The 12,337-nt window shown below is 58.2% G+C and carries 10 protein-coding genes; 2 read left to right on the forward strand and 8 right to left on the reverse strand.

Going from position 1 to position 12,337, the window contains the following annotated elements; translation table 11 throughout:
* Positions 1-95 precede the first annotated feature (95 nt).
* From infB to rimP, 4 genes are all read right to left on the reverse strand, one after another.
* Positions 96-2,981 carry a translation initiation factor IF-2 gene (infB, locus tag ACN082_RS07275; protein WP_419100195.1) on the reverse strand — a complete coding sequence of 962 codons (2,886 nt, stop codon included), beginning with the start codon at positions 2,979-2,981 and terminating at the stop codon, positions 96-98.
* A gap of 237 nt (positions 2,982-3,218) precedes the next feature.
* The gene (locus ACN082_RS07280) at positions 3,219-3,464 is read right to left on the reverse strand and encodes a YlxR family protein (RefSeq protein WP_419100244.1); all 246 of its coding nucleotides are present in this window, start codon (positions 3,462-3,464) and stop codon (positions 3,219-3,221) included.
* A gap of 151 nt (positions 3,465-3,615) precedes the next feature.
* Complete coding sequence (gene nusA, locus ACN082_RS07285) at positions 3,616-4,650, reverse strand: transcription termination factor NusA (protein ID WP_419100196.1); 1,035 nt, start codon at positions 4,648-4,650, stop codon at positions 3,616-3,618.
* A 136-nt stretch (positions 4,651-4,786) separates the two neighbouring features.
* Entirely contained in the window at positions 4,787-5,386 is a 600-nt protein-coding gene (gene rimP / locus ACN082_RS07290; RefSeq protein ID WP_419100197.1) for a ribosome maturation factor RimP, read from the reverse strand.
* Positions 5,387-5,509: 123 nt separating this feature from the next.
* On the opposite strand from rimP, the gene ACN082_RS07295 reads away from it, so the two are divergent.
* Complete coding sequence (locus ACN082_RS07295; RefSeq protein WP_419100198.1) at positions 5,510-6,358, forward strand: hypothetical protein; 849 nt, start codon at positions 5,510-5,512, stop codon at positions 6,356-6,358.
* Here the strand turns inward: ACN082_RS07295 and ACN082_RS07300 are convergent.
* From ACN082_RS07300 to ispG, 4 genes are all read right to left on the reverse strand, one after another.
* Positions 6,355-7,161 (reverse strand): TSUP family transporter, encoded by an 807-nt coding sequence (locus tag ACN082_RS07300; RefSeq protein WP_419100199.1) that lies wholly within the window; start codon positions 7,159-7,161, stop codon positions 6,355-6,357. The genes ACN082_RS07295 and ACN082_RS07300 overlap by 4 nt on opposite strands.
* Before the next feature lie 97 nt (positions 7,162-7,258).
* A complete protein-coding gene (locus tag ACN082_RS07305; protein ID WP_419100200.1) occupies positions 7,259-9,058 on the reverse strand; it encodes a proline--tRNA ligase in 1,800 nt (599 codons plus the stop codon).
* A 289-nt stretch (positions 9,059-9,347) separates the two neighbouring features.
* On the reverse strand, positions 9,348-10,532 hold the full coding sequence (locus ACN082_RS07310) for a GNAT family N-acetyltransferase (protein WP_419100201.1): 1,185 nt from the start codon (positions 10,530-10,532) through the stop codon (positions 9,348-9,350).
* Between the two features lie 21 nt (positions 10,533-10,553).
* Positions 10,554-11,717: a flavodoxin-dependent (E)-4-hydroxy-3-methylbut-2-enyl-diphosphate synthase gene (gene ispG / locus ACN082_RS07315; protein ID WP_419100202.1), complete on the reverse strand. Its 1,164-nt coding sequence runs from the start codon at positions 11,715-11,717 to the stop codon at positions 10,554-10,556.
* A gap of 136 nt (positions 11,718-11,853) precedes the next feature.
* On the opposite strand from ispG, the gene ACN082_RS07320 reads away from it, so the two are divergent.
* A complete protein-coding gene (locus ACN082_RS07320; protein WP_419100203.1) occupies positions 11,854-12,336 on the forward strand; it encodes an MOSC domain-containing protein in 483 nt (160 codons plus the stop codon).
* Position 12,337 lies beyond the last annotated feature (1 nt).

Here is a 12,337-nt window from a genome sequence, read left to right on the forward strand (position 1 = left end):
TTGATGTGAAAGTTTATTCTGCTTCTATAAATTGTAGTGGGGTGGGGTAATCGTCAAACGACTACCCCACCCCTTTCCTAGGTCTTATCTAAAGACTAGACGCGCGGCTTTTCCTGCATCTCCCAGGTTTCAATGACGTCGCCGTCCTTGATGTCGTTGAAGGAGCCCAGGCCGATACCACATTCGAAGCCCTCACGGACCTCGGTAGCATCGTCCTTGAAGCGGCGCAGGGACTCGATGGTGAGGTTGTCTGCAACCACCGAACCATCGCGCACCAGGCGCGCCTTGGAGTTGCGCTTGATAACGCCTGACTTGACGATTGAACCTGCGATATTGCCCCACTTGGAGGAACGGAATACCTCGCGGACCTCGGCTGAACCCAGTTCAACCTCTTCGTACTCGGGTTTGAGCATACCCTTGACGGCTGCCTCGACCTCTTCGATAGCACGGTAGATCACGGAGTAGAACTTCATTTCTACGCCTTCACTATCGGCCAGTTCTGCAACGCGCTCTGCCGGGCGGACGTTGAAGCCAATGATGATGGCGTTGTCAACGGTTGCCAGGTTGACGTCGTTCTGGGTGATAGCACCAACACCGCGGTGGATAACGCGAAGCTGAACTTCGTCGCCACCGGCGTCAATCTTCATAAGTGACTCTTCCAGCGCCTCAACAGCACCGGAAACGTCGCCCTTGATGATCAGGTTGAGAGTGTCCATCTTGCCTTCAGCCACAGCGGCATCGAAGGATTCAAGAGTGACTCGCTTACGGCGCTTAGCCAGCTGGGCGTTGCGGTCAGCGGCTTCACGCTTCTCAGCGATCTGGCGGGCTGTACGCTCTTCCTCAGTTGCCAGGAAGGTGTCACCTGCACGGGGCACGGAGTTGAGGCCAAGCACCTGGACGGGGCGTGAAGGGCCAGCTTCTTCAACGCTGGTGCCGTTCTCATCGAACATGGCACGAACGCGACCGTAGGCTGAACCGGCAACGATAGCGTCACCGATACGCAGGGTACCGGACTGAACCAGAACGGTAGCTACAGCACCGCGGCCCTTATCGAGGTTAGCTTCAATAGCTACACCGCGGGCTTCCTTGTTGGGGTTAGCCTTCAGTTCCAGAGCGCCATCGGCGGTCAGGGTAACAGCGGTGAGCAGTTCGTCGATGTTCTTCCCCTGGCGGGCAGAAACATCGATAAACATGGTGTCGCCACCGTACTCTTCAGGAATCAGGCCGTATTCGGTGAGCTGACCGCGAATCTTTTCGGGGTTAGCGCCTTCCTTATCGATCTTGTTGACAGCAACAACGATCGGCACGTCAGCAGCCTGAGCGTGGTTGAGAGCTTCAACGGTTTGGGGCATGACGCCGTCATCGGCAGCTACCACGAGGATAGCGATGTCGGTGACCTTAGCACCACGGGCACGCATAGCGGTGAAGGCTTCGTGACCGGGGGTATCGATAAAGGTCAGGTAGCGTTCTTCGCCATCTACCTCGGTGTGAATCTGGTAGGCACCAATGTGCTGGGTAATGCCACCGGCTTCCCCGTCAATGACGTTGGTGTTACGGATAGCATCGAGCAGGCGGGTCTTACCGTGGTCAACGTGACCCATCACAGTAACAACCGGTGAGCGAACTTCCAGTACTGCATCGTCTTCAGCGTCAGCTTCGGCATCAAGGTTGATGTCAAAGGATTCAAGGAGCTCACGCTCTTCATCTTCGGGAGATACGATCTTGACGACGTAGCCCAGCTCAGCGCCAAGTAGCTCGAAGGTTTCCTCATCGAGTGACTGGGTCTGAGTAGCCATTTCACCCAGGTGAATCAGAACGGTAACCAGTGCGGCTGCGTTTGCACCTATTTTCTCGGCGAAGTCCATGAGCGATGCACCGCGACGCATACGAATCTCGGTAGTGCCGTCACCGTGGGGTACAGCGACGCCACCAATGGTAGGCTGCCTCAGCTGCTCTTCACGGCGCAGAGCTGACTTAGTCTTGCCCTTCTTGCGCTTACCGCCACCGCGTCCGAAAGCGCCCTGAGCGTTACCGCGACCGGCACCGGGGCTACCACGACCGGGGCCGCGGTTGAAACCGCCACCACCGTTACCGCCACCGGGTCCACCTGAGCCACGGCGAGGGCCGCCACCCGCAGGAGCACTAGCAGCACCGCGAGCACCGACATTGCCGCTCATCTTGGTGGGCATCATGTTGGGTGAGGGGCGGTTGCCACCACCAGCGGGGCGAGGAGCGCCACCACCGGCGGGACGGGGGCCTGCTGCACCTGCACCTGCGGGGCGAGGGGCCTTGTTACGGCCACCTGCGGGGCGAGGAGCGCCGCCACCGGCAGGACGGGGACCGCCGGGGTTATTAGCACCGCGGGGGTTGCGTCCACCTGCGGGGCGGGGGCCGCCTGAGCGACCGCCTTCTGAGCGTTCATTACGCTTGCCCATGCCCTGGGAGGGGGCGAAGGGGTTGTTGCCGGGGCGGGGGCCGGGTTTAGCGCCGGCTGGCTTGGGAGCACCGGGCTTGGGGGCACCTGGCTTAGGGGCACCGGGCTTGGGAGCAGACATGCCCTGGGTCGGTGCGAAGGGGTTGTTGCCGGGGCGGGGGCCAGCAGGTTTGCTGGTTTCTGCCTTGTCGGCAGCAGGCTGTGTGGCAGCTTCTGCCTGAGGTTTGGCGGCTGGCGCTGCGGCTGACTTGGGCGTTGCGGCAGGCTTGGGAGCTGCGGGTGCAGCGGCAGCAGGCTTGGGTGCAGATGTCTTTGCTTCGGTCTTGGGGCCGGGAGCGGCAGGCTTCTTGGCCTCTGCCTTCTTTTCTGAGGCTTCTGCCTGAGCAGCTGCCTGAGGGAAAGCTGCGCGTAGTTTTTTAACTACCGGAGCTTCCAAAGTTGATGATGCTCCCTTGACGAATTCGCCAAGTTCTTGAAGCTTTGCGACGGCTTCTTTTGAGGGGATTCCGAGCTCTTTAGCGATCTCGTGAACGCGGGGCTTAGCCACTTTTCTCCTGTTCTGGTTCGCACCAGGACAGGGGCGAACCTTCAGTTTGTGTGAGGTTTGAGCTTATATAAAGCTATTTTTTTGCCGGTTGGCGAGCACAGGTTAGTACTCATTGCGCGGCACTCATTGGGTTTCCATCAGTTTTCTGACTCGCTTTCTTACAAGGTAAGTCGTCAAACCCGTTGACTTATATGGTTCGCCAGCCCGAGAAACGGGCCGTGAACCGGTGAGGTCGGCTTATGCTTTGATCACCAGTTCGGCGGTATCCACCCGGGTTCTGAATGCTCTGGCAAAGGCACCCTTTTTGAGTGCTTTGGTCAGACATGCTTCGGTCAGGTGGAGCCAGGCTCCACGCCCCGGGAGGCTTTTGTCCCTATCAAAGACTGCCCTGGGTGGGGCGGTGCCTCTGAGGGCAATTCGTGTGAGGTCAGCTTGTGCTGCGGTGGTTCGACAGCCGATGCAGGTGCGGACGGGGGTGTGCAGCTTTGGTTGCTCCCTTCATGTGTTCGCCCGGCTGTACGCCCTGGGGCCTGGCCGGTTAGCTAGCTGTTACGAGACCAGCATTAAGCACTGGGTCTTGTGACCTCTATAGCCAGTTTAGCCCCCTTGCGGGGGCTAACGGCAATTATGTTAGTTAGCTCTCGTCCGAGCCGTCTCCCTCGGCGGGGGTAGCAGCTGCTTGGGCTGCTGCCATAGCTGCCTCATATTTGGAGGCCGAGATGATGTCAATACGCCAGCCGGTCAGTTTTGCGGCCAGTCGAGCATTTTGCCCTTCCTTACCGATAGCAAGTGAGAGCTGGTCATCGGGAACGATGGCGCGTGCAGAGAAAGTCTTACGTTCGGTCACGGTGACCTCACTAACCCGTGCGGGTGACAGGGCAGCTGCGATGAACTCTTCGGGTGAGTCTGAGTAGTCAACGATATCTATTTTCTCGTTGTTCAGCTCCCCCATGACAGCGCGCACGCGGGCACCCATTTCACCGATGCAGGATCCCTTAGGGTTAATGCCGGGCTTAGTTGCCCGAACTGCGATCTTGGTGCGGTGCCCGGCTTCGCGGGCAATGGCCATAATCTCTACTGATCCGTCGGCAATTTCGGGCACTTCGTGCTCGAAGAGGCGGCGCACAAGGTTGGGGTGCGAGCGTGACAGAACAATGGAGGGGCCCTTAGGCCCGCGGCGGGCCTCGAGAACATAGGCACGCAGGCGGGTGTTGTGGGTGTAGCGCTCACCGGGAACCTGTTCAGCGGTCGGGAGGACGGCTTCGAGGGTGCCCAAATCAACGTGAATCATCCGGGGGTTGGGGCCCTGCTGGATGACACCGGAAATCAGCTGGCCTTCGCGGTCCTTGTATTCGCCCAGGACGGCGGAGTCCTGTGCATCACGCAGGCGCTGCTGAATGACCTGGCGGGCGGTAGAAGCCGCGATACGGCCAAAGTTTTTAGGAGTATCGTCAAACTCACCGATTATCTGGTCGTTTTCATCGAGCTCAGGTGCCCAGATGGTGACGGTGCCGCTGGAGCGGTCAATCTCTGCTCGTGAACCGCGAATCGCGCCGATCTGCTTCTGGTAAGCCAAAAGAAGGGCACTTTCGATCATTGGGATCAGGTGGTCGATCGAGATATCGCGCTCTTTTTCGAGCAGGCGAAGGTTGCTCAAATCAATGTCCATGGTGGGCCCTTCCGTGTAATACGGTGCCGGGGCTCATAGGCTCCGGCACCGCTTTCGGTGTATGTTCGCACGGCGTACCGTGCGGCCTCAATATGTTGAGAGGTGGTCGTTTTGTTTTTATTCTACCGAGTACTTGCTAACGGTTGAATTCAATTTCTACTTTTGCGGAAGAAATTGTGGCCCAGGGTAGGGTCTGCGCGTCGCGGTAGCTTTCGGGCTGACCCTTTTTGGTCTCTTTCTTGCGGCGCACCACGGGGCCTTCTTCGGTGACGAAGTCGAGCCGGGCTAAGTAGGTTTCCCCGTCGGTCTGGCTGATTGCCAGGAGCCTGTCAATGGAGCGTTTCCAGTGGCGGGTTTCGGTCAGCGGGCTGGTCACGCCCCGTGAAGATACTTCAAGCAGGTAGGGAACCTCGCCGTCATCAGCTGAGTCAAGCGCTTGGGAGAGAGCCTGTGAAACCTCAGCGATAGTGTCAAGGGAAAGGGCGTCTGTGCGATCTTCGGGGTAGTCAAGCACGATTTCAAGGGTGCGGTTAGCTCCTTTACCCCTGAGGGCCAGTTTCTCCAGCACCAGCTTGAACTGACCTTCAACGACTTCGGTTACTACCGGACGAACGCTTTCAAGGCTTACAAAGCTCTCTGCTGGGGCTCTTTGGGTGATACCTTCTTGGGCTCGGGCCGCTGCTCGACGTTCCCGCGCATTGGGAGCCTCTTTCTTACCGGCTTTTGGTCCTGCCATGATCCTTCCCTTTCTGCGAGCGTATCTGGGTCTTCTAAATCCCTAAGCCTACCAGGGTGAGCTGAAGCCAGAATTTTTTTGGCACAATGGTGGGTAAACTCCCCCTCTTGAAAGGCCCGCTCTATGTCTCGTTTTCTCCGCCCGCTCATTACCTTGCTGGCCTGCCTGCTAGCTGTTTTTCTGGTTATGGGCTGGCAGGGCATACAGCGGCAGGAAGGAATCAAAGCTGATCTGGCCGGCCAAATTACTATTGCCCTTGAGCTAAAGACGCTACGTGAGGCCGCTGAAGCCGAAGGCCAAGATATTTTGGTTACTGCCCTTGATGATTCCCTGGCGCAGCTAGCTCCCGCCGCACGTGATTTTGCTGAAAGTTCGCAGGCTGAACCGCTCCCCCAGCAACTTACAGCAAGCGCCGACGCTCTTGTGCAATTTGGTCTTAAAACAGACTCCCTTGAAGACAGAGCTCGCGCGCTGACTGCTGTCACCCGCTTATGGAGTGCAGCTCTTAGCGAGGGAATAACCGACAATAAGTACCCGGCTGCCCTAGCCCAAAAGATCAAGGAGCTGGAGAACTTCACCTGCACTAACCCCCAGGGCGAAGCGCCGGAACCGTCATCTTCCCTTGAGCAGATGCAGGAGGTGCTTTACCGGATTAACTATGCCTCTGAGGTCTACGCCGCCCGCGCAGACAAGGGCTACACCGGTCTAGCAGCAAAGGCCCGAGCTCTAGCCCAGCAGAGCGCCGCCCTGCGCGATACAGTGACCCCCGCCCTCATCTGTAGCCAACGCCTTGAAACAATACAGCCCTCCTACCCCACGGTTGCCCTAGAAGAAGCAGAGAGCCAACTCCGTGACCTGACCGCAACCCTGCCAGGCCTCTCTATGGAGGTTTTTTCCGATCCCGCAGTGAGTACCGCAGAAGACTCCATCGAAGTCATTGCTCTAGCTCTAGCGCTCCACACCTTGGATTAGCGACCAGCCAGAATATCTGCCCCAAGCTTCAGTATCAGTGCGCTGACCACAATCACCATCATGAAGCGAATAAAGCTGTTACCGCGCGCCATAGCTGTACGCGCGCCCAGGTAGCCGCCGACCATATTTGCTATGCCCAGCATGAGACCGAGCGCCCACACTTGTTGACCTGACGCAGCAAAAAGCACCAGGGCACCTAGATTGGTGGCCGCATTAATAATCTTTGTTTGAGCACTTGCTTGCAGGAAGCTATACCCCATCAGACCAACCAGAACGACCATCAGAAAAGAACCTGTACCCGGGCCTAAGAGCCCATCGTAGAAACCAATAGCCGCACCCGCCCCCAGGCCCACCATCAGGTGTTTAAGGCCCCGGTATTTCAATTCTGTTGAACCGCCTAAGGAGGGCTTAAAAACGGTGTAGAGCAGGACCGCTAAAAGGGCCACCACAATAATAGGTTTGAAGAACTCCTGCGGTAGAGCGGTCGCAAGCACCGCACCGGCCATACTGGTCACAAAAGCTAGGCAGGCAGCTGGCACAGTAGTACGAATATCAATGGGGGTTCTTCGCACATAGGTCACCGCACTGGTCAGGGTACCAAAAACCGACCCCAGCTTATTGACAGCAAGCGCTTGGACCGGGCTTAAGCCGGGCACCAGAAGCAGGGCAGGCAGCTGTATCATGCCACCGCCGCCTACTAGAGCATCAACCCAGCCTGCGCCTAGGGCCGCTACCAGAAGCAAGCAAATGCTCAGGGGGTTAAGCCCCAGCCCATCAAGCCCCAGAGCACCAAGGATATCCACGGGTCGGCGTCCTCTCTACCCCACCGGCATCGGGGCACTTACAGTGCGGGCGGGGCAAAGTTTGCTTTACCCCGCCCAGCAGATTCCTCATAGGCTTCTAGCGACCGACCTCAGCTAGGATTTCAGCAACTGCTTCGTCCAAAGCTACTTCACGGGCTTGCCCACTCCGGCGGTCCTTGATTTCAATCTTGCCATCGGCAAAGCCGCGGCCCACCACAAGGATGGTGGGAACGCCTAGGAGCTCAGCATCGCCGAACTTAACACCGGGTGATACCTTGGGGCGGTCATCAAACATGATGTCCAGGCCGGCAGCTTCAAGCTCAGCTACTAGCTTCTCAGCGCCTTCAAGCACCTCAGCGCCCTTACCTGTGACCACCAGGTGCACATCGGCAGGTGCCAGGTTGCGGGGCCAGATCAGGCCACGGTCATCGTGGTTGCCCTCGGCGATAGCTGCCAGTGCGCGGGTGACACCCACACCGTAGGAGCCCATGGTCACGGTCTGGAGCTTGCCGTTCTGGTCCAACACTTTCAGGCCCAGGGCTTCAGCGTACTTGCGGCCCAGAGCGAAGATGTGCCCCATCTCAATACCGCGAGCGGCAATCAGCGGACCGGAGCCATCGGGTGCGGGGTCACCTTCGCGGACCTCGCAGGCCTCGATGATGCCGTCGGCCTCAAAGTCGCGGCCAGCGACCAGGTTGTAGACGTGCTTTTGGTCTTCGTTTGCGCCGGTAATCCAGGCAGAGCCCTCAACGACGCGGGGGTCAAGGTAGTAGGGAATACCGGTGGCAGATTCTACGCCCAGGAACTTATGATCTAGCGATAGACCGGGGCCGATGTAGCCCTTAACCAGCTGCGGAAACTTCTTAAGGTCCTCCTCAGTGGCGGCCTCAACCTCTACCTCACCACCAACGCCCAGTAGAGCACCCACGTTGGCCTCTAGGCGGCCCATATCAACTGCACGGTCACCGGGTAGACCGATAGCAACTAGCTGACGGCTACCGTCAGGCAGGGTTACGGCAACGATAACGTTCTTGAGGGTATCAGCCGCAGTCCAGGGGCCCTCAGGGCGGGGGTGCAGTGCGTTGGACTGTTGGACCAGAATCTCAATGGTCGGTGAATCAGGGGTATCGAGAACGCTAGCAGCCGGGGTATTGCTTGCATCAACGGGTTCAGGCGCAACGGTAGTGACTGCCTCAACGTTGGCAGCATAGCCGCCTTCAGAACGCACGAAGGTATCTTCGCCAATCGGGGTGGGGTGCAAGAACTCTTCAGAACGCGAACCGCCCATAGCGCCGGACTGGGCCTGGACGATCTCAATTTCAAGACCCAGGCGCTCAAAGATTCGGATGTAAGCTGCGCGATGGGCCTGGTAGGCCTCGTCAAGCCCCTGATCATCGACGTTAAAGGAGTAGGAGTCCTTCATAATGAACTCGCGACCACGCAGTAGGCCTGCGCGGGGGCGGGCCTCGTCGCGGTATTTGGTCTGAATCTGGTAGAGGTAGACCGGCAGATCCTTGTAGCTGCTGTAAAGGTCTTTGACCAGCAGGGTGAACATCTCTTCGTGGGTGGGGGCCAGCAGCATGTCTGCCCCCTTGCGGTCCTTGAGGCGGAAGAGGTTATCCCCGTATTCGTCCCAGCGGTTGGTTGCTTGGTAGGGCTCGCGCGGGAGCAGGGCCGGGAAGTGGACTTCCTGAGCACCAATGGCGTTCATTTCCTCACGGACAATGGTCTCAATCTTTCCCAGGACTTTCAGGCCCAGGGGTAGCCAGGTGTACACGCCGGGGGCTGCGCGCCGGATATAGCCGGCACGAACCAGTAGCTTGTGGCTGGCGACTTCAGCATCAACAGGGTCTTCACGCAAAGTGCGTAGGAAAAGGTGGGACAGGCGCTGTACCAAGGTGGCTTGCTTCCGTTTCTCTCATAGGGCAACCTCGTAGAGTTATAGGCTGCGCTAGGCTTCGGGCTCGTCGCCCGCTGACTGGTCCTACCCTAGGATTAAGGGCAGGGCATACTCTCTACCAGCTTACCGCTTCTTGTGAGGCTAAGACATCTCTGCTACCGGGGGACCTGCCGGGCATCGATGGTGACCGGCTACCCCCAGTTGGTCTCTTCCACAGAAGCTAGCTCCGCTTTGTACAGAGGATAGGCTACCGGGGCGGTTCTTGACGGATCGATCTGCGATCGCCTTAGAAAAGCACAGTAGAGAAAGTGCCTGTTTGCTGCCAGCCGGTGCTCCGGTAGAGAGCCCTGGCCGCACTGTTGTAATCGTTGACGTAGAGAGAAAGCTGGGGAAAACGCCGGCGAATTAGCTCTGCGCCCTGAGCTAGCAAGGTGGGGGCAAGACGGTGCCCCCTGTAGGCGGGGTGGAGCCACACGCCCTGAAGCTGGCAGATTGAACCGTGCGCCAAGCCGATATCCGTCTTAAAAATAACGATATTCTCGGAGTTAACACCGACCACGGTGCGACCGGTTCGGGTGAGTTCATCAATGCGGTGGGCATACCCGGAAGGGTCCCGTGTCATGGGGTCATAGCCTACTTCTTGGGTGAACATGGCGATAGAGGCTCTGAGCAGGCTGGGCCTGTCATCGGTGCGGGCCCAGCGCACAGGCTCAATGATAGGTGGAGCGCCCAGCCGCGGGCGAGCCAGCGACTGTTCAGCAAGCGCTGTGAGGTCAGCGTCCACGGGGAGCTCAAGCAAGGGCTGGCTTTCGCGGATGCCGAAGGGGGTTGGCATGCGCCCAGCTAGGTGCCCCCATATACCCAAGACTGCTTGGCGGTGGCCGAAAATTGATGCAATTTTGCGGTTGTGCCGCCAAATATAGTGGGCAACCGTCTCGTAGTGGGGTTCCGGTAGCGAAAGTGGAACGCAGTTAGCTCCAAGCCAGAAAGCGCCCACTAGGCAATCTCTGGGTTCCGCTTCAGGCCCCTCCCCCGGGGCAAGTGTCTCAGCCAGTCCCGGCATGGGGGCCAGGTTCCGCTCAGCCGGGTCGCTAAAGTGTGCCCCAGCCGATCGGCTCACCCAGTCGCTGGTCTTGCCCAGCAGAGTATCTAGGGTGTTTCTGAGGCGTTCCGGAAGCGGCATCTCGATGCCACCATACCCGCCTCCTACTGCGGGTGGTGCCCCCTTGTAGCCGCTCTCTTTCCCGCTGGCATTTCGAGGCACAAAAATACCAATGAAGCCGCTGGGCGTTTTGCGCGAGGTCAGTGCGCTCGGGGCAGGTAACCCAAAATGGTGGAGGTGTTCAGCCGCAAAGAGAAAACCCACCGGGTCTGAACTAATCATGGTTTCCAGTTCTACCCGGTCATCGAGGGTGAGGGGGCGGATTATGACATCATCGCTGATGCGCTGGAAGCGTGAAAAGAGAGACACGATGGGTTTCTTCTGAAGGCTTTAGGAGACTGAAACGGTCGGCTCGCCTGACAGGTCAATTTCGCCGCGGTCTTCCATCTCGCGGGCGATACGGTTGGCCTCCTCAATCAGGGTCTGAACGATCTCGTCTTCGGGAACGGTCTTGATGACTTCACCCTTAACAAAGATCTGGCCCTTACCGTTACCGGAGGCGACACCCAAGTCGGCTTCACGGGCTTCGCCGGGGCCGTTGACAATGCACCCCATGACGGCCACGCGCAGGGGAACTTTCATGCCTTCAAGGCCCTTGGTGACGTTCTCGGCTAGTTCCCATACATTGACCTGGGCACGGCCACAGGAGGGGCAGGAAACAATATCAAGTTTGCGGGGGCGCAGGTTCAGGGACTCAAGAATCTGGGAGCCTACTTTGACCTCTTCAACGGGAGGCGCGGAGAGGGACACGCGAATGGTATCGCCAATGCCCTCGGAGAGCAGGGCACCAAAGGCTGTTGCCGATTTGATGGTTCCTTGGAAAGCTGGGCCTGCTTCGGTAACGCCTAGGTGTAGGGGCCAGTCACCAGCAGCTGCCAGCTGGCGGTAGGCCTCAACCATGATGACGGGGTCGTTGTGCTTAACTGAAATCTTGAAGTCCCGGAAGCCGTGTTCCTCAAAGAGGGAGGCTTCCCAGACAGCGGATTCCACCAGGGCTTCTGGGGTGGCTTTGCCGTACTTTTCGAGTAGGCGCTTATCGAGTGAGCCGGCATTAACACCGATACGGATTGAGGTACCGTGGTCCTTAGCGGCAGCAGCGATCTCCTTGACCTGATCATCAAACTTACGGATGTTGCCGGGGTTAACTCGGACGGCACCGCAACCGGCTTCGATAGCGGCAAAGACGTACTTGGGCTGGAAGTGGATATCGGCGATCACAGGAATCTGGGACTGCTTAGCGATAATGGGCAGGGCCTCTGCATCCTTATCGGTGGGGCAGGCTACGCGTACAATATCGCAACCGGTGGCCGTGAGTTCAGCAATCTGCTGAAGGGTGGCGCCGATATCGTGGGTCTTGGTGGTGGTCATGGACTGCACGGAGACCGGCGATTCTGACCCTACCCCTACGGAACCGACCTTGAACTGGCGGGTCTTACGGCGTGGTGCCAGAACGGGGGGTGGTGCGGCGGGCATTCCAAGAGCAACCGAGGTCAAGTTTTCCTCCAAAAGTTTCTTACACCTGCCGGTGGGCGCAGGCGTACAGTGTCATCCTCTATTGTGCACCAGTTAGGCCATATTTACTAAGACAGGCCGGGGACTCTTTCGACACAGCTCAGCTAGGATAAACCGTATGGGTACCACTGTGATGACCTTTTCTGCTAGGCCTCGGGTTCTTTCAACCAATATCGCTCAGCCATTTACCTTAGTTGGCAGAACCCCGCGTCAGACCGGTATTGGTAAGGTCGCTGTGAGTTCCCTCGATGTTTTTGCTCCCGACCCGAACTACAGCGATGGCTCCGGTGTTGCCGGTGATTTTGTGGGTGATAGTAAGCACCACGGCGGGGCTGAAAAAGCTGTCTACCTTTATGCTCGTGAAGAATTGGATGACTGGGGTGAGCAGGCAGGAAGGAGCTACCCTAACGGCATGTTTGGCGAGAACGTCACAACTGAAGGCGTTAGCTGGTCTGAGATCTTGGTCAATCAGCGGTTCAGTGTTGGCTCTGCTGTACTTGAAGTCAGCTCCCCGCGCCAGCCCTGCAGAACTTTTGCTGACTGGCTGGGGCGTAAAGGGTGGGTTAAGACCTTCGCCCAGCACGGTGACTGCGGCACCTAGG

It is taken from the genome of Rothia sp. CCM 9417, assembly GCF_048513575.1.
Taxonomy (GTDB): Bacteria; Actinomycetota; Actinomycetes; order Actinomycetales; family Micrococcaceae; genus Rothia.

Excerpts from the sequence above, each read along its gene's own strand:
- nusA (WP_419100196.1), bottom strand. The coding sequence starts at position 4,650 with ATGGACATTGATTTGAGCAACCTTCGCCTGCTCGAAAAAGAGCGCGAT.
- rimP (WP_419100197.1), bottom strand. The coding sequence starts at position 5,386 with ATGGCAGGACCAAAAGCCGGTAAGAAAGAGGCTCCCAATGCGCGGGAA.
- ACN082_RS07295 (WP_419100198.1), top strand. The coding sequence starts at position 5,510 with ATGTCTCGTTTTCTCCGCCCGCTCATTACCTTGCTGGCCTGCCTGCTA.
- ACN082_RS07320 (WP_419100203.1), top strand. The coding sequence starts at position 11,854 with ATGGGTACCACTGTGATGACCTTTTCTGCTAGGCCTCGGGTTCTTTCA.